General features: G+C 46.5%; 24 protein-coding genes. 7 read left to right on the top strand and 17 right to left on the bottom strand.

Annotated features, from left to right (window positions below):
• Positions 1-68: 68 nt before the first annotated feature.
• The 4 genes from QUA36_RS18660 to QUA36_RS18645 all read right to left on the bottom strand — a co-directional run bounded on the left by QUA36_RS18660 (position 69) and on the right by QUA36_RS18645 (position 2,914).
• A complete protein-coding gene (locus QUA36_RS18660; RefSeq protein ID WP_333458683.1) occupies positions 69-440 on the bottom strand; it encodes a protein kinase domain-containing protein in 372 nt (123 codons plus the stop codon).
• Positions 441-567: 127 nt separating this feature from the next.
• The gene (locus QUA36_RS18655; RefSeq protein WP_333061313.1) at positions 568-1,236 is read right to left on the bottom strand and encodes an HAS-barrel domain-containing protein; all 669 of its coding nucleotides are present in this window, start codon (positions 1,234-1,236) and stop codon (positions 568-570) included.
• Positions 1,237-1,520: 284 nt separating this feature from the next.
• On the bottom strand, positions 1,521-1,712 hold the full coding sequence (locus QUA36_RS18650; protein ID WP_015175937.1) for an NAD(P)H dehydrogenase subunit NdhS: 192 nt from the start codon (positions 1,710-1,712) through the stop codon (positions 1,521-1,523).
• Between the two features lie 131 nt (positions 1,713-1,843).
• A complete protein-coding gene (locus tag QUA36_RS18645) occupies positions 1,844-2,914 on the bottom strand; it encodes an Mrp/NBP35 family ATP-binding protein (RefSeq protein ID WP_333057242.1) in 1,071 nt (356 codons plus the stop codon).
• Positions 2,915-3,195: 281 nt separating this feature from the next.
• Here QUA36_RS18645 and hemF point away from each other — a divergent pair, with 281 nt between their 5' ends.
• Together hemF and QUA36_RS18635 are read left to right on the top strand one after the other, a co-directional pair.
• Positions 3,196-4,239: an oxygen-dependent coproporphyrinogen oxidase gene (gene hemF, locus QUA36_RS18640; protein WP_333066085.1), complete on the top strand. Its 1,044-nt coding sequence runs from the start codon at positions 3,196-3,198 to the stop codon at positions 4,237-4,239.
• Between the two features lie 57 nt (positions 4,240-4,296).
• On the top strand, positions 4,297-4,659 hold the full coding sequence (locus tag QUA36_RS18635; protein ID WP_006631392.1) for an STAS domain-containing protein: 363 nt from the start codon (positions 4,297-4,299) through the stop codon (positions 4,657-4,659).
• Positions 4,660-4,904: 245 nt separating this feature from the next.
• Here the strand turns inward: QUA36_RS18635 and QUA36_RS18630 are convergent, their stop codons facing one another.
• A complete protein-coding gene (locus QUA36_RS18630) occupies positions 4,905-5,525 on the bottom strand; it encodes a chromophore lyase CpcT/CpeT (RefSeq protein ID WP_333458682.1) in 621 nt (206 codons plus the stop codon).
• Between the two features lie 134 nt (positions 5,526-5,659).
• Complete coding sequence (locus QUA36_RS18625; protein WP_333458681.1) at positions 5,660-6,832, bottom strand: RNA-guided endonuclease TnpB family protein; 1,173 nt, start codon at positions 6,830-6,832, stop codon at positions 5,660-5,662.
• 344 nt (positions 6,833-7,176) lie between these two features.
• On the opposite strand from QUA36_RS18625, the gene psb29 reads away from it, so the two are divergent.
• Positions 7,177-7,890 carry a photosystem II biogenesis protein Psp29 gene (gene psb29, locus QUA36_RS18620; RefSeq protein ID WP_333163480.1) on the top strand — a complete coding sequence of 238 codons (714 nt, stop codon included), beginning with the start codon at positions 7,177-7,179 and terminating at the stop codon, positions 7,888-7,890.
• Between the two features lie 412 nt (positions 7,891-8,302).
• Here psb29 and QUA36_RS18615 read toward each other — a convergent pair whose 3' ends face one another.
• From QUA36_RS18615 to QUA36_RS18575, 9 genes are all read right to left on the bottom strand, one after another.
• The gene (locus QUA36_RS18615) at positions 8,303-8,839 is read right to left on the bottom strand and encodes a late competence development ComFB family protein (RefSeq protein WP_006631395.1); all 537 of its coding nucleotides are present in this window, start codon (positions 8,837-8,839) and stop codon (positions 8,303-8,305) included.
• A gap of 206 nt (positions 8,840-9,045) precedes the next feature.
• Positions 9,046-9,987: a M23 family metallopeptidase gene (locus QUA36_RS18610; protein WP_333458685.1), complete on the bottom strand. Its 942-nt coding sequence runs from the start codon at positions 9,985-9,987 to the stop codon at positions 9,046-9,048.
• Between the two features lie 461 nt (positions 9,988-10,448).
• Positions 10,449-10,676 carry a hypothetical protein gene (locus tag QUA36_RS18605; RefSeq protein WP_333167447.1) on the bottom strand — a complete coding sequence of 76 codons (228 nt, stop codon included), beginning with the start codon at positions 10,674-10,676 and terminating at the stop codon, positions 10,449-10,451.
• Positions 10,677-10,728: 52 nt separating this feature from the next.
• Positions 10,729-12,255, bottom strand: coding sequence for a phosphomannomutase/phosphoglucomutase (locus QUA36_RS18600; RefSeq protein ID WP_333454178.1), 1,527 nt, complete (start codon positions 12,253-12,255; stop codon positions 10,729-10,731).
• A 332-nt stretch (positions 12,256-12,587) separates the two neighbouring features.
• On the bottom strand, positions 12,588-13,493 hold the full coding sequence (locus QUA36_RS18595) for a D-hexose-6-phosphate mutarotase (RefSeq protein WP_333458680.1): 906 nt from the start codon (positions 13,491-13,493) through the stop codon (positions 12,588-12,590).
• A 335-nt stretch (positions 13,494-13,828) separates the two neighbouring features.
• Positions 13,829-14,083 (bottom strand): hypothetical protein, encoded by a 255-nt coding sequence (locus QUA36_RS18590; protein WP_333458679.1) that lies wholly within the window; start codon positions 14,081-14,083, stop codon positions 13,829-13,831.
• Positions 14,084-14,371: 288 nt separating this feature from the next.
• Complete coding sequence (locus QUA36_RS18585) at positions 14,372-15,433, bottom strand: NADH:flavin oxidoreductase/NADH oxidase (protein WP_333458678.1); 1,062 nt, start codon at positions 15,431-15,433, stop codon at positions 14,372-14,374.
• 35 nt (positions 15,434-15,468) lie between these two features.
• Complete coding sequence (locus QUA36_RS18580; protein WP_333458677.1) at positions 15,469-15,819, bottom strand: glutathione S-transferase domain-containing protein; 351 nt, start codon at positions 15,817-15,819, stop codon at positions 15,469-15,471.
• Between the two features lie 176 nt (positions 15,820-15,995).
• Positions 15,996-17,090 (bottom strand): acyltransferase, encoded by a 1,095-nt coding sequence (locus tag QUA36_RS18575; RefSeq protein WP_333458676.1) that lies wholly within the window; start codon positions 17,088-17,090, stop codon positions 15,996-15,998.
• Positions 17,091-17,208: 118 nt separating this feature from the next.
• Here QUA36_RS18575 and QUA36_RS18570 point away from each other — a divergent pair, with 118 nt between their 5' ends.
• Together QUA36_RS18570 and QUA36_RS18565 are read left to right on the top strand one after the other, a co-directional pair.
• Complete coding sequence (locus tag QUA36_RS18570; RefSeq protein WP_333458675.1) at positions 17,209-19,524, top strand: cation:proton antiporter domain-containing protein; 2,316 nt, start codon at positions 17,209-17,211, stop codon at positions 19,522-19,524.
• A complete protein-coding gene (locus QUA36_RS18565; RefSeq protein WP_333458674.1) occupies positions 19,502-19,825 on the top strand; it encodes a hypothetical protein in 324 nt (107 codons plus the stop codon). The genes QUA36_RS18570 and QUA36_RS18565 overlap by 23 nt, the downstream gene beginning before the upstream one ends.
• Here the strand turns inward: QUA36_RS18565 and QUA36_RS18560 are convergent.
• Positions 19,766-19,978, bottom strand: coding sequence for an Hfq-related RNA-binding protein (locus QUA36_RS18560; RefSeq protein ID WP_333167467.1), 213 nt, complete (start codon positions 19,976-19,978; stop codon positions 19,766-19,768). The genes QUA36_RS18565 and QUA36_RS18560 overlap by 60 nt on opposite strands.
• A 312-nt stretch (positions 19,979-20,290) precedes the next feature.
• On the opposite strand from QUA36_RS18560, the gene dapF reads away from it, so the two are divergent.
• Both dapF and QUA36_RS18550 read left to right on the top strand, forming a co-directional pair.
• Positions 20,291-21,133: a diaminopimelate epimerase gene (gene dapF / locus QUA36_RS18555; RefSeq protein WP_333458673.1), complete on the top strand. Its 843-nt coding sequence runs from the start codon at positions 20,291-20,293 to the stop codon at positions 21,131-21,133.
• A 243-nt stretch (positions 21,134-21,376) separates the two neighbouring features.
• Positions 21,377-22,519, top strand: a complete 1,143-nt coding sequence (locus tag QUA36_RS18550) for a hypothetical protein (RefSeq protein ID WP_333458672.1) — start codon at positions 21,377-21,379, stop codon at positions 22,517-22,519.
• A gap of 79 nt (positions 22,520-22,598) precedes the next feature.
• Here QUA36_RS18550 and QUA36_RS18545 read toward each other — a convergent pair whose 3' ends face one another.
• Positions 22,599-23,879 carry a hypothetical protein gene (locus QUA36_RS18545; RefSeq protein WP_333458671.1) on the bottom strand — a complete coding sequence of 427 codons (1,281 nt, stop codon included), beginning with the start codon at positions 23,877-23,879 and terminating at the stop codon, positions 22,599-22,601.
• Positions 23,880-23,881 lie beyond the last annotated feature (2 nt).

The following is a 23,881-nucleotide window of genomic DNA, read 5'->3' as shown; positions in this document are numbered from 1 at the left end:
TTTTCTAATTAACTACTTTTAGCGATTTTATCATGATCTGACGTCTGTCTCACATTTATTTGAAATGACTATATCTCCTGCAAAATAGCCATAACTTCCGACTCGCTAAGCTGCTGGCCAGGAGTAATTTTTTTACTTAAATCTATCCCCTCAATCAACTCTTGAACTAAATAAAATTCTTGATTTTCCTCAAAATGATCCAAAAGTTCGGGAATCTGAGGATGAGTTCCTAGTTGGTGGAGGGTGTCTGTTTCTGTTTTAAATAAACGTCTAGCTATACTTAGAGTTTGCGGATCTGTAAACTGTGGCTTGAGTTGCTTGACGACACACCGAAGATTACCCGATCGCCTTTTATCTTCAGCCAGGTACGTCTGACCAAAGCCACCGCCTCCCAAGTGTTTTATGATGTGGTAGCGTCCTGCGAGTGTTTGTCCTTGCATGAGAGTTATGTTGGGTAGCAGTAGTGTCGGGGCTGAACTATTGATAGCTTAGTTTAGTTTGGGAAACCTGTCATCTTTAACGGCTAGGTTGAGACTATCTCGATTTTGTAGTTATAACAGCTTTTCCCTACGGATGAATCTGACTCAAAATCACCCTCAACCTGTCATAATCATCCTTCAACAAAACACTCAAACTCCTCCCCGCTTCCACCAACCAAGATCGATCGCGCATCCGCAACTGATAAATCTCACGAATTGCCGCCGCCGTCAGCGCCTCCACCGGCGCATTAGCCACCCCCAGCAGTGTCCTCAAAAAATCCAACTGCACCGTAAAATCAATTACCTCATCCGGTTCGCAACGATAAACCGCCTGGTGAATTTGCGGCGGGCGCGGTGGCAAATACTGATAAATTTTACCCCTCGATGGGCCGTGGCCGTTCAACCTTTCCGGCGCAGCCTCATACCCCACAATCGCCACTCGAAACTCGGTTTTGAGCATCGCAAAAATCTGCGGTTGTTCTTCCCGCAACTCTTCCAGCGACAAACCCAAAGCGCGAGCTCTGTGCACCGAGTCGATCGGGCTAGTCGTAGCGTAATAAACCACGCCGTAAATTTGATTTTTTGACTCTTCATCCTCGGCCTTCACCCAACTCCCAAAAGGTGGCATCACGGGAAAGCTTAAGTCTTCCGGTTCCAAACATTGAGCCAAAAACTCCGAAGTTGCCGTCTCGATTACCTCAGCAATGCGATCGGGATGGCGCTCTTTTGTAGCAAATTGGGGTAAAGGTAAACGCATATTATATCGATTCCGGTGCAACCGGAATCATTGTTGACTGTTGACTGTTGACTGTTGACTGTGAGTCAAAAAAATGAAAATTGCGCGAATTATTTGTTGGCATCGGGATTCTACTTTACGCCCGACGCTGAAGCGCGGATTTGATATCATTCCGGCGCAGCCGGAATAGATATTAGTCAGTTGGTTGTTGGCAGTTGGTTGTTATTTATTATTTGTAAGTGGTACTAATAAACAATAACTGACAACTGTCAACTGTCAACTGTCAACTGTCAACAACCAACTGACTATTTCGCGCGACCAGCCGTAGCATCGACAAGTTCCAACTGCGACAGGCGGAACGTGATCAGCTTGTCCCAATTGCCGCCTTCAAACAGTACCGCGACTTTCCCGTCGCTAACTCGCTGGACTTGTCCTTGAAAGGCGTAGTAAATCTCACCCTTATCTTTAACTCGAACTGCCGAACCTGGAAAAATCATAATTCTTTGAATGTTAAGTTTGCTGGTTATAGTTTACCTTTTCTCGTTTCTAGTTCCCAAGCAGAGCCTGAGAACTAGGCAAATCTTCGTGTACAGGAAGACGCGAGGCAAAGCCTCGGAACGAGAGTTTGTTAGGCTAAGGCTGCTACGGAAACTTTACCGGCAATGCGGCCCGCGATCGCCCGCAACTCCCTAGCTGAAGCAGAACCCGGTTGTCCCACCACGATCGGCACCCCCGAATCGCCACCTTCCCGCAACGGAATTTCCAGCGGAATGCGGCCTAACAGCGGCACTCCCAACTCAGCAGCAGTTTTTTCCCCGCCGCCGGAACCGAAAATATCGTATTGCTTGTCGGGCATATCCGGCGGCACAAAATAGCTCATGTTTTCCACAATTCCCAACACCGACACTCCCAACTGCTGGAACATCTTTAAGCCCTTGCGGGAGTCCAATAAAGCGACAGTCTGCGGCGTTGTCACGATCACGACACCAGCCATCGGCACCGCTTGCGCCATTGTCAACTGCGCGTCTCCAGTACCCGGAGGCATATCGACAATCAAATAGTCTAAATCGCCCCAATTTACCTGATAGAGGAACTGCCGGATGATCCCGTTCAACATCGGGCCGCGCCAAATCACGGGTTGGTCTTTGTCAATTAAAAACGCCATCGACACTAATTTGACGCCGTAGTTGAAGGCGGGTTCGAGGCTTTCCCCGCTTTTTCCATCCCTAACCATCACTTTTGCGTCTCCCAAACCCAACATATTGGGGTCGTTGGGCCCATAGATATCCGCATCCAGCAAACCCACCTTGGCGCCGGTTTGTGCTAGCGCTACTGCCACGTTTACCGCCACCGTGCTTTTGCCGACTCCACCTTTACCGCTGGAAATTGCGATAATATTTTTAACGCCCTCAATGCCTTGGCGATCGACCACTCCCTTCTGCTGCGGCGTCTCGGCTGTCACCTCCACCGCCACTTTTTCGACTCCTGGCAACTGTTTGACCGCTTTTTGGCAATCTTCGACAATAAATTCTCGCAGCGGGCAAGCAGGCGTTGTCAGCACTAAAGTAAAACTGACGACACCGCCGTCAATTTTTATGTTACGAATCATGTTCAATTCCACCAAACTCTTTTGCAGTTCGGGGTCTTGCACAGGTCGCAGGATTTCTAAGACTGAACTAACATCGAGTGTATTGGGCATTGTGTTCTCCACCATAGCTCTGCAATTGGGTTAGCGAATTTTCGATCGCAGGTTTAAGTATATTTTTATTGCTATTTTTTAATGTAACTTCATAGCGATCATTTGCAGACCTGCGGTGGCATAATTACATGACGACAGGATTTGGGACTCACGGTCAATCTCAAACTCAAATGCGCTCGGCAAGAATTTCTACGACCGAAAGCAATTTGGTCACAATAGGCGAATTGAGCCGTGGTCGCAATTCTTCAATCTAAAATCTAAAATCTTAAATCTTAAATCGGATGACAGTTTCTACAACACTTAAAACCGCCACTTCCCCGTTTTTGCCGCCCGCTGACTCTAGAGCTAGAGTCAGCCAATTTATGAAAAGCCTACAAGACGAAATTTGTCAATCCCTCGAACAGCTCGATGGCCTTGGCAAATTTAAGGAGGACTCTTGGGAACGCTCCGAAGGCGGTGGCGGACGTTCTCGCGTCATGCGCGAAGGCGATGTGTTTGAACAAGGGGGAGTCAATTTTTCCCAAGTTTGGGGCGAAAGTTTGCCGGCTTTGATTCTGGCAAAGCACCCAGAAGCTGCAGGTCACGATTTCTATGCAACGGGTACTTCGATGGTGCTGCACCCCCGCAATCCCTACTTGCCTACGGTTCACCTGAATTATCGCTATTTTGAGGCTGGGCCGATTTGGTGGTTTGGTGGCGGTGTGGATTTGACTCCTTATTACCCGTTGGCTGAGGATGCAGCTCATTTTCACAAAACTCTGAAAGCAGCTTGCGATCGCCACCATCCCGGCTATTATCCGACATTTAAACTCTGGTGCGACGAATATTTCTACCTCCCCCACCGCCAAGAAACCCGTGGCGTGGGTGGCCTGTTTTTTGACTACCAAAGCGCTCAAGGCGCGCTTTACCGCGACCATCATGTCAAAGGGAAGGCCGCTGAGTGCAGCAACAACATCGGGGTGCCGGAACCGAGGACTTGGGAGTCGCTGTTCGCTTTTGTACAGGACTGCGGCCGGGCATTTTTGCCGGCTTACACCCCCATTATTGAAAAGCACCGATCGAAAGAATACGGCGAGCGCGAGCGTAATTTCCAACTTTACCGCCGCGGCCGTTACGTTGAATTTAACTTAGTGTACGATCGAGGCACGACCTTTGGCTTACAAACCAACGGACGCACCGAATCGATTCTTATGTCCCTGCCACCTTTGGTACGCTGGGAATACTGCTACGAGCCAGAACCCAACTCTCCAGAAGCCGAACTCTACTCCAAGTTCCTAAAACCGCAAGATTGGGCGAATTGGATGCCTCAGCAGTCACCGACCTGAGTTAAACTACTGGGACAGTAACCACCGCGATAGATAATAAATTTGAGGGAAGGGTCAGTGATTCATATTGATCAAAAAACCCACACGCTTCAAGACGGTACAACAGTTATCGTCTTAGCACCGACGGGACGGTTGGACATCACTACAGCTTGGCAATTCCGCCTCAAGTTGCAAGAGTGTATTTCCAAACTCAGCCGCCATGTCGTAGTGAATCTTGGTCAGGTTAACTTTATCGATAGTTCTGGCCTGACCTCACTTGTAGCAGGTATGCGGGATGCGGATAAAGTTAAGGGAAGTTTCCGCATTTGCAATGTTCATCCAGAAGCCAAACTGGTGTTTGAAGTCACCATGATGGATTCTGTGTTTGAAATTTTTGAAACGGAAGAAGAAGCTCTAGAGGGGGTGCCGCGCGCAAGTTGAGCACTCCTGCTGGCATCGGTTGCAGTGTCGCGGGTAATTTAAGCTTGAGACTCAAAAGCGCGCAGAAACCCAGCAGAAGAACAGGAAGCAGGTAAATTTTTGCCTGCTTCCTTATGCCTTATTCTTTTCTTGAAAGGTTGAGACGTTCACCAAAACACTGAAGTAGAAGAATACGTCAAGCTAAAGTCTTGCCTTCTATCCTAGATAGCTAAATCTTTCTTGCTTCTTTCTTGTTGGTTCTTGGTTCAGCCCAATATCTCAGCAGCAAAATCCTGACGCTTGACAAATCTAAAAGGGCCCATTAAAGCTCCCCAGATAGCCTTGCCTGTCGTGGGGCTTATTCCTTTGTCATAGCTGAGAAATTCCTCGCCTGCGGCTTCAAATCCCAAGTCTACTTGGTAATTTTGCCCCCCGTAGGCAAAGCCGCAGCGAGTGCCCTCCGGCAAAGATGCGCGAAAGCGATAGCCATTTGAGGCTAAATTTTGCACCGCAACCGAGAGGGTGCAGCCGGGAAGGAGTTGGATTTGCTCGTTCGTTAGCTTTCCAAGCAAGTCGGGGTTGCAACCGGCTCCTTTGACGGCTGCGATATCCTTGAACATATAATACTGAGCTTCAATCAGTCCTGGCGCTATCTGTGAGTGCCTCAGTTGCACGATGCGAGGGCGGTATGGCTTATCTAATTCCAGAATGTTGGCTTGTTCGGCAAACAGGGCAATGCTGGGTTCGGAAAATAAAGGAACGGGCAGTGGTCTTTGCCACAAACGAAGGTGAACGTACCAAGCCGGGTCTGCTAGCGCTTGTTCCCGGTTGTCAAATTCGCCCGCCATGTACTGGGCTAAAGCTATTAATTCTGGAGAAATTGTCATGTTTGTTTGATTTTTGACGATTAGGACTTGACAAAAAAAACTTAATTGTGATATATGGCTAGCCGATCGGGGCAAGTCAGAAGATTAGATTTTTGACATCCACCCTGACCTAAAGGTACAGGGATTCCCAATCGTCACCGATTAGGTTTCTGCTTCATAGCACCCGCCCTAACAGATTTGCTCTGTTCGGGTCTTACGGTCGCTCCACAGACTGACACGGCTAGCCCAGCCGCCAAAATGTTTTTTCCTGCGTTAATGTCACGATCGTGGTTTGCGCCACACTTAGGGCATTCCCATTCTCGAATATTCAACGGCAATTTTTCAACAATGTGACAGCAGTTTCCACAGCGTTTAGAGCTCGGAAACCAGCGGTCTATTTTTACAAACTCTCGCCCATACCACTGGCACTTGTAACTTAGCTGGCGAATTAACTCGCCCCAACTAGCGTCACTAATAGCAAGAGCTAATTTATGGTTTTTCACCATATTCTTGATAGCCAAGTCCTCAACGACAATCGTTTGATTTTCACGAATGATTTGAGTTGTTAGCTTGTGCAAGAAATCTTTGCGGACATCGACTATTTGTGCGTGGACTCTAGCCAGTTGCACCCGCGCTTTTTCACGGTTACGACTTCCTTTTTGCTTTTTGGCTAGAGCTTTTTGCTTCCTTTTTAACTTCTTACGAAGCTGCTTGAAATGCTTGGGGTTGGCAATCTTATTGCCGTCGCTAGTAGCAATCAGGCTACTAATTCCCACGTCCAAGCCGATTGTTTTGTTTGTTTTGGGAAGTGGTTTGAGCGTGTAGTCGTCTACAAGTATAGAGACATACCAACGTCCAGCCGGTGTTAGTTTTACCGTAATAGTAGAAAGAACACAGCTTGCTGGAATTTGTTTGCTCCACCGAATAGGTAGCGGGTCATTGCACTTTGCCAGAAACACTTGCCCGTTTTTCCAACGGAAAGCTGACTTGGTGAACTCAGCGCTACCACCGTTGTGTTTTTTTTTGAAATTAGGGTACTTGGCTCGTCCCCCAAAGAAATTGGTAAAAGCTGTTTGAAGGTGTCTGAGTCCCTGTTGAAGAGGTACGCAACTAACTTCGTTGAGGAAGTCGAGTTCCTCTTCTTTTTTCCAACTCGTCAGCATCGAGGAAGTTTCTCTGTAGCCAACCCTCTCTTGACGCTCGTACCAAGCTTCCGTGCGGGCCGCCAAAGCCTTGTTATACACTAACCGGGTACAACCCATTGTCCGTCGCAAGAGATTTTCTTGCTCGACGGTCGGGTAGAATCGGTAGCGGTAGGCTTTTTCCATCTTCACGCTCTAGCACGTCTTTTGTGAGTTAGTCGCTTTGGTTTTGTGTCTTTTTGTGAAGCCGTCCTATAAGGACGGGGTTTCTACCCATTTTTCTGATGAGCGATCCCAGAAGAGCTATGATTGTAAAGATACTGGGGTTTTGCCCCTCCTATTGCGACATATTAATGGTTGCTGCCGATCGCGCGTAAAATTTTTTTGATAAAATTTTGTCTCGCAATCCGGCGGCAACGCTTAAAAAACTGGCACTTTTTGTCAGACCGATCGCAGAATTGACTCCCCGACTTTACTCACGCCGCGCTGGCACGCCCGCTACGGCAAAATTATTTATCTATAAGACTCAGGTGAACAATAACCGTACTGTTTCAGATACTAAGCGAAGTTTCTATACGATTCACACTCGACCGATCAACTCAATTTACCGTCGAGTGGTGGAAGAGTTGATGGTAGAAATGCACTTGCTTTCGGCAAATGCCGATTTTCAATACGACCCGATTTATGCTTTGGGTGTGGTGACAGCTTTCGATCGATTCATGCTTGGGTACGCGCCAGAAGCAGACAGAGTTTCGATTTTTAACGCTTTGTGCAAGTCCCTAGAAGACGATCCAGAGCGCTACAAGCAAGACGCTCAGCGATTGGAAAGCTTGGCGGATAGACTTTCCGGGCAAGAGTTGCTCTCGTGGCTTGATCGCTCGACTAGCTTTGAAGATACAGCGGATTTGCAAGCGTCTTTAGGGGCGATCGCCAGCAACCCTCAATTTAAGTACAGTCGCTTGTTCGCGATCGGTTTGTTCTCGCTATTAGAAAAAGCTGACCCTAACTTGGTAAAAGACCAAGAAACGCGAAACAACGCGATCGCCAAAGTCAGTGCGGCCTTGCACCTCCCAGAAGACAAAGTTAGCAAAGATTTAGATTTGTACCGCAGCAATTTGGAAAAAATGGCTCAAGCACGAATAGTGCTTCAAGATGTCATCCAAGCGGAACGGAAAAAACGCGAAAAACGAGAGACAAAAGTTACCGCTGGCCCTTCGGCTGAGTCTTCTGACAGTAACAATTAATTGTTTGAAGGAAGAAGGAAGAAGGAAGAAGGAAGAAGGAAGAAGGAAGAAGGAAGAAGGAAGAAGGAAGGGAGAATTTTTTATTTGAAGTAACAAATAAAGAAAACTCTTAAATTTTAATTTTTTGTTCTTGAATTCTGGCTTCTGCCTTCTGGCTTCTGCCTTCATATCGTTTCCGGTTGCATCAAAATAATAAAATCGAGTCAACAGTTAATACTCAACCATTCATTTTTTCCAGCCGCCCGTCAACAGTCAACAGTCAACAGTCAACAGTCAACAGTCAACAGTCAACAGTCACGGACGGTGCAACCGGAATTGATATCAGATGAATCTTTCTGGCTCAGAAACTAAAAATCCCGCTTTCGGAATTGAGCGGGATCGACTTAATCAAAAAAGAGCTGTTGGGGTGGTACTAAGGCTGCGGCTCAAAATTAGTAGCGTTAGCTTGCAGCCAAGTGCTTAGCTGTGAAAGAACTTCGTTTCCCGAAGACTTGCCCAAAGCTGTAGGGTTTGGGGTGTCGGGCCTGTCCAAGTTGCGGGCGATCGCTGCGTTGACTTCTTTGGAAATCAAATCGTGAAGTTGCTCTTTAGCCCTAGCCCTTTGAAAGTGAGCTCCCTCTTCCGTCGTAGCGTACAGAGGTGGCAGCCTATTTAAAGCATAAGCTGCAATATCTCCCACATCCAGACTCAGGTCGCTCGTCGCTTCAATTTCGGCTACCCTAGCGATCGCATCGCTGAGTACCAACTCTTCCATCACGTTGATGAACTGTTTGCGTGGCAGAACCACAACTTCGCCAGTCAACAAAGAACCCATCAGACGATCGAGAGCCATGTACTCTTCGATCGACAATTCCGAAGCCGTATTGCAGATCCGTCCCACCTCAGCTTCCATAGACGGCGTTAAATAGCCATCCTGCAAAGCCTGTTCAACAATTTTTTCAATACTCATATATGCTTCCCACTCAACGGCATCATCAATAAAGTTTTGTGAAGACGCGATTGTTAGCGTCTTGAGATTCGAGTTTTGAGGGTTGAGTTGAGAAATTTTATACAAATCCTAACTCAATACAGATAACCCATAAAGTTATCTGCACACCCCAGCCACAAACTTACCCCATAATTGACTGATAAATCCGTCAAAACCTGTAAAAACTCCTACTCAACTCCCTGAAGCCGCCAAGGTACAGGATCGACGGACTGCCCATGCACGTAAAGTCCCCAGTGCAGGTGAGGACCTGTGGAAGCCCCCGTTGACCCCAGAGCACCAATTACTTGACCTGCTTTCACGACATCGCCTTCCTTGACATCAATCCGGCTGAGGTGCATCAAAATACTTGCTACCCCCTGGCCGTGGTCGAGACCAACGACATTCCCGTGGATTTTGAACCCTTGGGATTCGCGTCCCACTAGAGACACCCGACCTGCCGCTGGTGCGACTACAGGGGAACCGTAAGCACCCGCGTAATCAACGCCGCGGTGGTAGTAGTCTTGAGCAAATACCCCATTATAATAGCGTCGCACCCCGTAAATAGTGGTAATTTCGCCGGAGTTGGGGCGCAACAATTTGCCGTCCCAAAATTTTTCGGGTGTCACCAGTGCTTTAAATGCGTCTACGCGATCGAATTCAGCATCTGTACCTTCCTCGTCTTTCCCAGGCGGAAGCCAGATGGATTGAGTAGGAAAATCTCGATCGCGCACTTGCACGGTCAACTTCTGCACTTGTCCGTCACCTGCGACTTGAAGAAGGCGAGCACCGGGTTTCTCTACCGGCGTCGTCGGCAGCAGGGCCCGAAAGAGGCCGTTGCCCATGGGAAACGCGGGGTAGTTTTTTTGCTGTAGAGAAACTGTTGGAGTTTCCCCGCCGTTACCGTCAACCTGAATCATTACTGACAGCGTATCTCCCAGTTCTGGATTTGTCGGCGTCACAACTACCTGCAAAGCTTGCACCGGCAGGGCAAAACTCAGAAAGCCAGCAACAATTCCCCCGATCGAACTGGCGGTTAGCTTATTTGCTTTCAACTGCCCCCACCGCAAAATCCGACCTGTAATTATTTCCGTACTTAGCCCGCAGTTTTCTCGATTCACAGTCATTACCATCACTAGCTGTCCTTAACCTTTGTCTCGCTGATATATTTTTAATATCTAGACTAACTATACCAATCCTCAATAAAAACTCCTGTAGTGCGGGGAGCAAAGCCCGATTCAGCCAGACGCTCACACTACAGTTTCCATTACAAATATAAGAGAACACAAGTTTCAACAGAAACACTCTTCATCTATAACTGGATGATTATATTTTATCAGTCCTCGGTACTATTACATAACTTTTAACAATTAGTATTAGTTATAGTTCACGCCGCTACAACAGAATTATTTTTAACTCAAGAACAGTGAAATCAATTCTTTCTTTGCGGTTTACTTTTCGAGAATTTTCTTCAAACTCTCTAGTTATTTTAGCCTGTTTTTGGCAAAATAGTATTGATTCCCAATTTTAAAATCTCACCTTTAAAATGGTATGAGATAAAAATTGAGACTTGCTATAATCTGATCACCTAAAATTATAGGGATTCAAAGGTAGCGGTGAAACCATCTAAAGTTAAGCATTCTTCCATAAATTCCTCTACATCATTGACATTCTCAAGCTGATATTCCATAATCCGTTGACCATCGCCTTTCATCTTTTTGGAAGAAAGAGGCGTAGCCGGATATTTATCAGCGATCGTTTTGAAAGCTTTGGAATGGCTCTCCCAGCTTTCAGCAGAACATTTTATGATTAAAAGCCACATGATTAAATTCCTCCTTGGGTTTGGTTTAGTAATAGTCTGACACGAGTAAAACTTAGAGCGATAGTGCCGAAAAATCAAGGGATTCTGTGGTTTGGAAAAAAGCTAAAAGCCGAGCCACTATGTGAGCAACACCACCCTTAACATTAGACTCAACATTCAAAGGCATCACCGGATCATGGAGTGATAAGCGTAACAGAAACCAGCCGGATTCGCTAGCTGATGTGCAGGAAATTCGCAGACCTTCGTAGTTATTGGGAACTATTTTCCAGTCTGCTTGCATTGAGACAAATTGTTGCAGTTGCTCAATAACCCGATCGCCGTGAGCCTTGAAATCATCCACACCCATTTTAATCCGAAACTCGGCACTTTCTTCAGGCTCTTTTAAATTCGCAATTAAATCTGGCAAAGATTGATTTGCTAGCTTTGACTTAGCCAATTCAATCAATAATTTGCTGACCAAATAAGCGCCATCATCCAGAAAATAATTTTCTTTCAAAGCTCCATGTCCAGAGGTTTCAATCGCCAGCCATGATTCCTGTCCGGCTTCATTGAGGCGAATCGACTCGTCAATCACATTTTTGTAGCCGCGTTTAAAGCGATGGTGAATCCCTTTTAAATCTTGTTCGATAAATTGTGTCAAGCCATCGGAGGTGATAGAATCGGTAACAATGGTAGAGCCTGGGTGTTCTTGTAATACGATCGCAGAAATCAAGGCAATTAAGCGATTGCGATTGAGTTCCTTGCCAACTTGATCGACGGCAGCACTGCGATCGACATCGGTATCAAAAATAATCCCAAAATCAGCTTTATGTTCAATTACCGCTTGACAAATTGACTGCATTGCCTGTTTATCTTCGGGATTTGGCACATGATTGGGGAAAGTACCATCTGGTTCTAAAAACTGGCTGCCCGTGGTGTCTGCACCTAAAGGTTTTAAGACTTTATCAACATAAAAACCGCCAGCACCATTGCCCGCATCCACAACAATTTTTAATCCTGTCAGCGGCTTCTCAAAATTATCTGGATGATTGACTGCTTCCCGGATTTTTGTGACAAATTGGTTAGCATAAACAGAGATAAAATCATGCTTTGTAATCTTACCGGGCGAGGCTGCTGGCTGAAAGTTATTGCTTTGAGCTAGTGCTAAGATATCTGTAATATCCTGTTTTTGTAACCCACCTTTGGCGGTGAAAAACTTTAAGCCATTTCGATTAAATGGCAAATGGCTAGCAGTGAGCATAATCGCGCCGTCGCAATCAAAACCAGGGGTAATGGTACTCATAAACATGGCGGGGGTTGATGCCATATCAAAGTCGTACACAGTTGCACCAACTGAGGCGATTCCCTCCATGACTGCTTGCATTAAGGTTGGCCCTGATAGGCGACTGTCACGCCCGATCGCGATCGTTAATTCTGCCGCTGGTTTGTTGACTTTTTGCACCAGCCAACTGACAAATGATTTACCTAAAATTGTCGCAATTTCGGGCGTTAGGTTGACTTTTTCATTGGGAACGCCTTCGAGGGCGATACCGCGAATGTCTGAGCCATTTTGAAGTTTTGTCCAGTTGAAGTTTTGCATAATAATTGATGGTAAGTAAAAAGATCGGAGTCGGCGTTTGAAACCGATCATACAAACTTTGGTCTGCGGCTAGACAGTTCGACTCAGCTTCGCCGAACGTCTTTCGCGGACTAAGAAATAAACAGAGGAGAAATTTTGGATTTGGTATTATTAGTCATTAGGGTGACAGAGTTTTTCAATTCAAGCAGCTAATCGGCATTTAAGTTGTATTTAAAGAAACAATCCCAGTCTTGTGGGTGGGATTTAATCAACGCCCAAAATATCCACTTGAAATGTTGAACCGCTTACTGAGAATTTTTGCCCTATCACCGCTAAAATTAAGCTCTAATTCCTTAGTCGCGTTCAACGCTGTAAATTGCCTGCAAGCGGAACTCACCATGAGCGGGAACTTCCACAATATCTGTAGCTGCATTTGTCGTTTCTACGCAGAGTAAACGCTGATAATCTGCATCATCAAGGTCGGCCATATTTGCAGAAATTGTCACCCAAGGATTCCACACTACGACGGATTTACTACCCGATGATTTAATGCGAATCCGACGATTGAGGGCGCTATCGTCAATGACTAATTCATTGGTGACATCAAGATAAATGCGATCGACTTCACCTGTTACTACCACTGCACCCACTTGAGTTTTTTCGACACCACTATCAGCTTTATCAAGATACTGGCTATTTTCTAAGCCTAAAACCTGCACGCGGTTGATATCGCCCACTTGAAAATAGGTGTGGAAAGCTTGGGTGAGGGGAAATGCTTTGTCGCCTAGATTACGGGTGATTAATTCTACAGTGAGGCTGGTGCCGATCGTAATCTCGATCGCCAGTTCAAAGGCTTGGGGCCAAATTGCTCTAGTTTCATCGGTATCCTTGAGTCCGAGAGTGACTTTGGTGGCGCCGTCTGGAGTTGTAGCGGTTTCTAGCACATTCCAGAGGCGATTCCGCACAAATCCATGACTCGGACGCCCCAAGGCTTCGGGATCTGGGCCAAACCAGGGCCAACAGATTGGTATACCGCCTTTGATGGCTTTCCCTTCGGCGTAGTAGGCTTTTTCGCTGACGAACATCAAGTCTGTGGCTTCGGTGGCTGGTTGAAAGGAGAGCACTTGACCGGAATACACAGAAATTAAGGCTTTGGCTTGACCGTTGTCGATGTGAATCATGGGGAAACCACCGTTTCCGGTGGCGAAGGTGAGGTGTCCGGCTATGCCGTAGTCTGTGTTTAATTGGTCAATACTCATCAGAAATATGGGTTTGAAACCCCGTCCTTTTAGGACGGCTTTACATTGGATGGGGGGGGAGGAATTCTCCCCCGATGAATGCTTGTTACCGCCTTGGATATACTAACGACGTTCGACGTTTTGTATTCGCCTTTAACCCGGACAGTTACGGATCGAGTGCTTTCTACCTGTACGCATAACAAGTGGCGGTAAGCCCGTGTGTGTATATCCCTTCGCCACTGACTATCCGAGAGGTTACAGACTAGGGAGGCATCCAGTAACATCGTTCGGTGTACCACCACCAGATAATTCAGTTTGTCTCAAAGACGCAGGCTAGACACTGTTTTAGTCTCAAATTAAGAAGGTGGTGAGTCTTCCTCTTTCAAGCCCCATGCCTTTAGGCTGGGGTTAGTGACGCTGTTGGCTTGGTGAATTGCTTTACAATTATCCGATATTATGGTGGCTAGATTGATTAGATTGTTGGGTTGGAGGGGGGAAGGTGCGATCGACACAACGATGCCGTCAGAGAAACCGATGGCGAGTCCCAACACATCGCGAGGGGATGTGCGATCGAACCCACCCACGCAACTTGCTGAGTTATTCGTAATCAAGCTAATGCAGCAGTTCATCAAAAGACGGTGCAGGCGCAAAACTCCGCATCTCTTCGAGGGTGATTTCAGGTGACAATTGCCACAAATGCGCCTAAAACAGGGCAAAGAGCACTATCCGACTCACTGCATCCGCTAGCGTTCGCATCGAATCACGTCACGGCGATGGGAACGTGCCTTGTACTTGAGGCCGCATCAAAAAAGCCTTTATTGAGCGACTGGTTTACAGAAACACTAAAAAAGTGATTCCTAGTGGATTTGTGTAAAACCGACGATCGCAAATCCGCTTAATTACCAAGCGCGATCGTATTGAATTGGAGCAGGCACCGATTGACGTAGTTGCTTCGCAGCCCGCATCGGCCAATAAGGATCGCGCAGCAGTTCTCTGGCAAGTAATACCATATCTGCTTGACCTGTACGGATGATGTGGTCAGCCTGGGCGGGTGCAGTAATCATACCAACGGCTCCGGTGGCGATGTTGGCTTCGCGTCGAATGCGATCGGCAAAAATAGTTTGATAACCTGCACCCGTCGGAATCTTTTCACCCGGTACAATTGCGCCTGATGAACAATCGATTAAATCAACCCCCAGTGACTTTAATTTATCGCTGAGTGCAATACTTTGTTCAATGTCCCAACCATTTGGAACCCAATCGGTTGCAGAGATGCGAACCCAAAGCGGTGTTCGATCGGGCAAAACATTTCGCACCGCTTGCACGACTTCACATAAAAACCGGATGCGATGCTCAAAACTGCCACCATAGTCATCTGTGCGTTGATTGCTCAAGGGAGACAGAAATTCATGCAGTAGGTAGCCGTGAGCAGCATGAATTTCTATTAGGTCAAATCCGGCTTCTAGGGCGCGTTGGGCTGCGCTGACAAAGAGTGTCGTCTGCTTCTGAATGTCTTCGATACTCAGAGCGATCGGGGCGGGGCTATCGGGAGCAAATGGAATGGCGCTAGGGGCGATCGAAGTCCATCCTCCTTGAGATTCCGAAAGCACATCGCCGCCCTCCCACGGAAGTGCTGTACTGGCTTTTCGACCTGCATGAGCCAGTTGAATCCCCGCAACCGCACCGTTGCTGTGAATTAACTCGACGATTCGCGCCAGCATTTCAATATGAGCATCTTGCCAGATTCCCAAATCTTGCGGCGAAATTCGTCCTTCAGGCTCGACTGCCGCAGCTTCAGTCATCACCAGCCCTGCCCCTCCTACGGCTCGACTGACGAGATGAACCAAATGCCAATCATTCGCGAATCCATCAACGCTTGAATATTGACACATGGGAGAAACTGCAATGCGATTGCGGAATGTAACCCCACGTTGATCCAATGGCTCAAATAAATGCGACATGGTTGTAAACCCCTGAGTTATAAAATGCACAGATGTCAGGCACAGAATTTATTCACATTGGGAAGTTGACTGACCTCATTACACCAAGTCCGCAGCTTTGAAGTTCGGGCGATCGTTGCTTCGTACTCTGGGGTCTGCGATAGGCAGGTGAAGACCGGAATGAGGTAGAAATTGGCAATGGTCAGTTCGTGACCGAGCAAATACGGGTGTCCTACAGTTAGGGACTCGATCGCCTCTAGGGCAGTGTTTACAGGTGCTACTGCTGCTTTCACCTTGTCCTCGTTAGTTTGACCCCCGTGGCTCGCCACAATCAGACGCTCAATGGCAATTGAATCGATCGCGGGTGCATAGAGATGGCTGTCCACAATGCCAATTATCTGGGGCATCCGAAGGCTTGTCACTATACAGCTCAAATATCTCGACTGAGTGCGTTTTTGAGGAATAAAATCACAGTTTAGGCTTGGGAGTCCGAAAGTAACAATAACCCGTTAGAAGGAGATTAATTTCACAGCAGACAGTCTCAGAATTCTTGGCTTCCAAGGGCGGTCAACCTTCGGCTTTTTTAAATTCCGCCTTGTACTTGGGGACGAAACATTTTCTCAACAATATTTTTCCGCAGAAAAACTGTCAATGGTTTTTCTATCCAAGAGTAGAATATGCAACCGAAAACTACGGTGAACACTGCCAGTAGAGCCGGAGCAAAGAAACCGTCGAAATATTTTCCTAAATTCGCCTTTTGCAGAATTTTTGTACTTGCTGAAATCACCGGTCCGTGGGTCAAAAATATCGAGTATGAGGCATCTCCCAAGAAAATTAAAAAAGCAGGAATTTTCGGGGAATCCTTGAGGTCTATCGAAGTGGCAGCAATGATTAACAGAGCTGCTAGGACTGCAAAAGTAGTGACGCGCTCAAACTCTATGTTTCCCCATGCGACGACCATTCCTAAAATAACATATCCTACATTTGCTATTCCAAATAATATCCACCTGTACTTGCTGATCTTATTATTATATTTAATCACAATATAGGCAGCAAAGCAACCCAAAACAAATTCTAGATTCATATTGCCAAATACTTGATTTAGCAAGAAAAGAGATTTGGGAAAGTTTATAAGTTTACAAGAATTTAAAATTGTTACCAATAACCAAGCCGAAAGTATAGGCGCCGAATGTTTGGGTTTCAGCCAAATAGCTATGCTGAATAATATATAAAAATATATTTCGTAAGTTAAAGTCCAACCTACATCGAGAATGGGCTTGTCCTTTTGAGGAATCAAGAGCAGCGAGACAATTACCTGTCCCCAACCTAAATCTTTATTGTTAGCAAAACCGGGAATTACTAGAAAAAAACACAAAACTGTCAGAGTAATTATCCAGTATATCGGATATATTCGCACGCCGCGTTTGACTAAAAACGATTTTAACTGGTCTTTTTTACCGATCGCCGATCGGTGAACATACACCATGATAAAACCGCTCAATACAAAAAAGTAATCAACACCGCTCCACCCAGCCTGAAATAAATTAAAAAAAGTAACTTGATTTAATCTCTCGGCGCTCATATCGTTGAGGTGAAACATTACCACTAATACAGCAGCAATCCCTCGATAAACTTGCAAGAGGTTAAGCTTTTTGTGAGGAGTTGAACTCTGTGCCATGCAAAAATACCTTAGTCAAGGGTTGCCGTTGTGCTTGTTCCTCAACTATAGTCAACGTGCCAAACATAGTCAACACATTAGATACTATAATATAACTTTATACTTTTTTCATAAACTTGTGCAAGAAGACTTCCGACTGATTGTTGACTTAGTTCTAGTTCTCGCTGCTGCCGCAGCAGGAGGACTCTTTGCATCGCTTTTGCGACAGCCGGTAATTCTCGGCTACCTGCTGGGAGGGATCGTAGTTGGGCCTGCTGGTTTGGGGCTGATTAAAGAATTAATTCAGGTAGACACCCTGGCTGAATTCGGGGTTGCTTTTCTGTTATTTGCCTTGGGAGTGGAATTTTCTTTCGCCGAACTCCAGAAAGTAAAAGCCATTAGTTTGGGCGGGGGGGGCTTGCAAATTGTGCTGACGATCGCCATCACTACTGCAATTTCCTTGGCTGTAGGCTGGGTAGAATCGCCCGCTCAAGGCGTGTTTTTAGGATCGATTCTGTCGCTTTCCTCGACTGCAGTCGTCCTGAAATGCTTGATGGAACGCAATGAATCCGGTACTTCCCACGGCCAAGTCATGCTGGGAATATTAGTAGTTCAAGATTTGGCTTTGGGGCTAATGTTAGCAGTTTTGCCGGCACTCAATCAGCCAGCAGAAGCGATCGGCATGACGGTAGCGTGGGCCCTGCTGCGGATCGGGTTATTTGCTATCGGTGCTGTAGTCGCGGGCATTTGGATGGTACCGCAGTTGCTGCGATACCTCGCGCAAACAGAAAGCCGGGAACTGTTTTTGCTGGGAGTTGTGGTTTTGGCTTTAGGCATTGCGCTACTGACAGAATATTTGGGTTTTTCCATCGAGATGGGCGCATTTGTGGCGGGTTTAATGATTTCGGAGGTGGAATATGCCGACCAAACTCTAACTTACGTCGAGCCTTTGCGAGATATTTTTGCATCCTTATTTTTTGTCACCATCGGAATGTTAATCGACCCGATGTTTCTGTGGAACCATCTAGAAGTAATTCTGGGACTGGTATTGATAGTATTTGTCGGCAAATTCTTGATTATAACGCCGATCGTCCGACTATTTGGCTATCCGCTAAAAACAGCATTGATCGCAGGTTTGGGCTTAGCTCAAATAGGAGAATTCTCCTTTGTACTCGCTAGTGCCGGCCAAGCTATGGGGCTGGTTTCGCGGAACGTTTACCTGTTAATTTTAGGCACGACAGCAGTCACCCTCGTGCTGACTCCGTTTGTGTTGAGAAGCGTACCACAGTTATTGAAATGGGCGGAAAATTTCGGGCCTTTGCAGCGCTATTTCGACGAAACATCTCAACCTGTGGCAATAGCTGAAACTTTGCCGGAACAAAATTATGTTGTGGTTTGTGGCTACGGGCGAGTCGGCAGAATTTTAGTGAAAATGCTGCAAAGCCGCAACTGTTCAGTTGTGGTGATCGACGAGTCAGAAAGTAGTATTCAAGACTGCAGAGAGCAAGGAATTCCTTACATTTACGGGAATGCTGCCAGCTTGCACGTATTGGAAGCCGCGCGGGTGGAACGGGCAAAAGCAATGGCGATCGCCCTTCCCGATCCCATGAGCACTCGCTTGTGCCTGAAGCGGGCTTTAGAATTAGTCCCGGATTTGGATATTGTGGTGCAGGCAAACCAAGATAAAGACATCGAACTGCTTTACCAACTGGGGGCCTGGGAAGTTGTGCAGCCGGAGTTTGAGGCCAGTTTAGAACTGTCTTCCCACTTGCTGGCTGGCATGGGGCTCTCCGCAATGACGATCGCGCGGGATGTGCAGCAAATTCGCAGCAGCCGCTATCTGGAATTGCGGCCAGCGCGCGAACCTTTGGCGGTTTCGCGGGATTTGAAAGTGGCGGTTCGAGATATGAACAGCGAGTGGTACAGCTTGCCGTCGGGTTCTCCGATCGCCAGCATGACTCTGGAAGAAACTAACTTGCGGCAGTTGACAGGGGTCAGCGTAATGGCGATCGTCCGCGAGAATGGCGAGGAGATTGATTATCCCAACGGGAAGACAGCTTTGCAGCCGGGCGATCGACTTTTTGTAGTCGGAGAACCCGAAGAACTTATCAGTTTTGAGTTGCTGGCGAAGGGGGAAGTTGCAGTCCCGCAGGGCGACAGTTCTTGCCAGTGGCTGAGGCTGCCAGCAAACAGCCCTTGGGCGGGCAAAAAACTGTCACAAGTAGATGTGCTGACTCAGTACGGGGTGCAGGTACGGGCGATCCGCCGGGAAGGGAAATTTACTCGCTGGCCCGACGGAAGTAGCAATTTGCAAGAAGGCGATCGTTTGCTGCTGTGTGGTGGCTTCTACGAGCTCGGCTTGATGCAGCGGACGGCCTCACCGCCGGTGCCACAACCTGCTTTAAAACTGCCTTTGGTCAAGGCCCAAGTCAGTGAAAAGCTGTTTAGCGATTAGGGAGGGAAGAGGGAAGAAGGAAGAAGGAAGAAGGAAGAAAGGGAAGAGGGAAGAGGGAAGAAGGAAGAAGGAAGAGGGAAGAAGGAAGAAGGAAGAGGGAAGAGGGAAGAAGGAAGAAGGAAGAGGGAAGAGGGAAGAAGGAAGAAGGAAGAGGGAAGAAAGGGAAGAGGGAAGATTTTTCCCCTCCCCCCCCTCTCCCCCCCCTCTCCCCCTCTCCCCCTCTCCCACTCTCCCCCTCTCCTCAGCCGTTGGGTTTGAGATAAGCAATTGCTGGCCGCGAGATCAGAATTTGTGTTTCTGACGGATCGAGGAGGCAAATGCAGCTATGATCCTGCCAAAAAATTCGGCCAGCTACTAAGTCGCCGGTCAGGAGTTTGATTTCCACCTGTTGTTTGTCTTTGATGTAGCTTTGTATTAAGCGAACGCTGGGCAATCCGGTTTCAAATTCAGACATAGTTCAGAAAAATATAGTCAAATATTACCTTAAACCATATTCTTCTGTTTATACCGTTTAACCCTTACTGCCGCAACTACAAGCGCGTCTCCCCGATGAGGGATAAACCAGTTGGCGGCTAGTTTTCGACCGATATTTATTGAGCCATTGACATCAGCATTAATTAGAGATTACTGTGGAGTTACAAATATTATATTTGTTTATATTTCACTAGAAAGGACTAGAAATTGCATAAAGTTTTATAATACTGGGAAATGGGTAATTTGGTCATCAAATTATCTAATCAGTTTTAACCAAAAGAGGTTTGTTTTTATGCCGATCGAGTTTGCGAAGTATCACGGACTGGGAAATGATTTTATTCTGATTGACAATCGCCACTCGTCAGAACCAGTGATCACGCCAGAACAAGCTGTGGATTTGTGCGATCGACATTTCGGGATTGGCGCAGACGGTGTGATATTTGCTCTTCCGGGTCAAAACGACACTGACTATACGATGCGGATTTTTAACTCCGACGGTTCGGAACCGGAAATGTGCGGCAACGGGATTCGCTGTTTGGCTAAGTTTATCGCCGATTTGGAAGGGTCAGAGGCGAAAACTCAGTACCGCATCCACACTCTGGCTGGTGTGATTAGCCCGGAATTGCGATCGGACGGTCAGGTGAAGGTGGATATGGGGGTTCCCCGGCTGCTGGCTGCGGAAATTCCGACTACTTTGGCTGCAGCGGATGCCAAAGCTATAGATGTGCCGATCGAAGTTGCTGATAAATCTTGGTCTGTTACCTGCGTCAGTATGGGCAATCCTCACTGCATTACTTTTGTAGAGGATGTTGCGGCGATTGCTTTAGAAACTGTCGGGCCTCAATTCGAGAACAACCAAGCCTTCCCGCAGCGTACCAATACGGAATTTATTCAAGTGGTACGTTCGGACTATGTAAAAATGCGGGTGTGGGAAAGAGGCGCGGGTGTTACTCTAGCTTGTGGGACTGGTGCTTGTGCTGCAGTGGTAGCTGGGGTGTTGGTAGGAAAGTGCGATCGGGCAACTGCTGTTGAGCTCCCCGGCGGCGTTTTGGAAATCGAATGGGCAGAAGTTTCAGGGCGAATTTACATGACCGGGCCGGCACAGCGAGTATTTACTGGTTCTATGAGTGATTAGTCATTAGTCATTAGTTATTAGTCATTAGTTATTAGTCATCAGTCATTAGTCAGAAGGGATTTTTTATTAAATTAACAAACAATAAAAATTATTGACTTCAAAATTTTTATTGAATTCTGACCAATGATTTCTGCCTTCACAAATCATTGGCTGCGGACTGAAGACTGAAGACTAATAACTAAGCCTAAAATCTAAAATCTAAAATCTAAAATCTAAAATCTAAAATTAAGTAGGTGGGCTTGCATGGCTGGAGGTATTTATCTGATTCAGGACGACGACAGGCTGGTAGAAATGATGGAACAGCCCTACGACTCGGAAGACCAGTTACAAGATTTGCTAGTAACTTATCCTAATTTGATCGCGGGAGATCAAATCGATCGGGCGACGGCGCGGAGGTGGCTGTTAATTTCGCGGGAAGCTGCACCCAGCGATGAGGAAACAGCGGTGCAGTGGTCGCTGGATCATTTGTTTCTCGACCAAAATGCCGTTCCTACTTTGGTCGATGTCCGGCGAACTCCTAATGCCGAACTGCGGCAAAAAGTTTTGGGTCAGTCGATCGACTATGCTGCTAATGCGTTGGTTTACTGGCCGGTCGATTCAATTATTTCTCTGTTTGAAGCTAATTGTCGCGATCGGGGTCGCGATCCCGAACAGATTTTTGAAGAGTTTCTCGGTGCGGATGCTAATGAAGACAGATTTTGGCAAAAGGTTAAAACTAATTTGCAAGCGGGTAAAGTTCGCTTAGTGTTTGTAGCTGACGAGATTTCCGCTGAAATGCGCCGAGTTGTCGAATTTCTCAACGAACAAATGGACCCCGTTGAAGTTTTGGCCCTGGAAATTAAGCAGTATGTAAGTGAAGATGGTTTGAAAACGCTCGTTCCCAGAGTGATCGGTCAGACAGCGGAAGCACAGCAGAAAAAATCCAGCGCAACGCGCGAAAGAAGGCGCTGGGATGAATCTTCATTTTTTGCGGAAATCAAAGCTAGACGGGGCGCGGACGAGGCGCAAATGGCAAGAGCAATTTACCTTTGGGCCAAAAGTCAAGAACCCGAAGTTCAAATCCAGTGGGGAACGGGGGACGCCTACGGCGGTTTCGCGGCTCAATTACCTCAAAAGGGAAGAAAACCCTATCAGTTATTCACTGTAGATATTGCTGGCAGAATGGAGATTTCTGCTGATAATTACGGTTCCCAGCCGCCGTTTAATGCTGAACACAATTGGCTGGAATTGAGAAGTAAGCTGAGTGCGATCGGTCTGTCGCTACCTATAGAACCGGGTGAGAGAAGGTCGCCGAGTCTGGCTTTGTTTACTTTGCAAGACGAATCTGCCCTCAAGCAAGTTATGGAAACTTTTGATTGGGTGATTGAGCAAATTCAAACGTTATAGTTATTTGTCATTTGTAGGGTGCGTCAGAGTAAGTTATAGATTGATGTAATAAGGGTTTGGGCTTCTGACGCACCCTACGCTATGTGCTGGGTAGTATGTATATGCCAGGTTCAGTGTCTGACCCAGGAAGAATTTCACGGCTGCTTTTAACACCTCTACTTTCGCACAGATTTGCAAACGATTCTAAACCTTCTAATCTGGCTGAAAGTTCACTCAACCCATCCAAATATTCAGCTACAGCAATTTGGCGATGTGTCCATGTTTGATCAAATTTAGCAGAACTATAGGACATTTCAAACTCTACATCAACATAATTTTTTTTGCCTCTGATTTGGTCAGGAGATAAAGTGCGATCGCTTGGTGATATTTCCGTAATTCGTTCTACTCGTTCTGAGGTAATATGGTTTTTAAACCGAGAATTAGTAAAGCGATAAGCAGTAGATAGATAAGTGTTTTCATCATTGATTAGTGCCTTACCCCATCTTTCCGCGACTTGTTTAAATTGGGGGATTTGTAACGCCAGTAATTCTTTAGCTTCTTGATGTTTCCCTATTTCTAAGAGAAGATTGGCTTCTGTTGCTATGGCTACAGCCCAACCTTGAATAGAAACATCAGCATTAAGCATAATTTCAGCATCTAATTCTGGGGTAGCTTGCATCGCTTGATTACTGAGAAATAATCCCACCCTAGAAGCTGTTTTAATGGCCGATCTCGGTGATTCATCAGGAAAACGAGAGCGCTCGTCAAGTTCAGCTTTTAAAGCTGCAATTTCTTTAATTAGCATGGCTTGATGAAGATGGGAAATAGCTTTAGCAAGGCTTTTTTGCTTTTGGCGGCTGTCTTCTACCAATAAATACAGATATGCCAATTGTTGAGAGATAATATCTAAGCGATTATCAATCCGGTTAAAGCCTTCTTCCATTGACTGTTGAATGTGACCTAAAGTTTTTTGTACTTGGTGCAGTTTAGATCCCATATAGGCAAAGCCAGCAATACTGATCCCAAGGTTTAAAACACTTGCGCCGGCAGCAATTTGACTTAGCCTCATCACTGAGGATAAGGTTTTTTCAAAGCCGATTAATTTACTATCGATACCGCTTAATTTATGATCAACACCTATTAATTTATGATAGGTAAGCCCATGACCAATAACATCAATTCCTGCCACAATGGGAGAAAATGGAACAGTCATCAGTTTGCTAGTCAGTCCGGGAGTTTCGGCTAAATGGCGGACAATTTGACCAGCCTTTACAGTTCCCGCAGCCCATCTAATAACGCTTCCATAGCGTTGCATGGAACCATCAAGTAAACCCTTGATAATTTCTGGATTTTTAAGTAAAAGAGTGGCATAAATCAGCATTT

It is taken from the genome of Microcoleus sp. Pol10D4, assembly GCF_036701555.1.
Taxonomy (GTDB): domain Bacteria; phylum Cyanobacteriota; class Cyanobacteriia; order Cyanobacteriales; family Microcoleaceae; genus Microcoleus.
The sequence above is the reverse complement of the archived record's forward strand: the minus strand, read 5'-3'. Positions and strand labels throughout refer to the sequence as shown.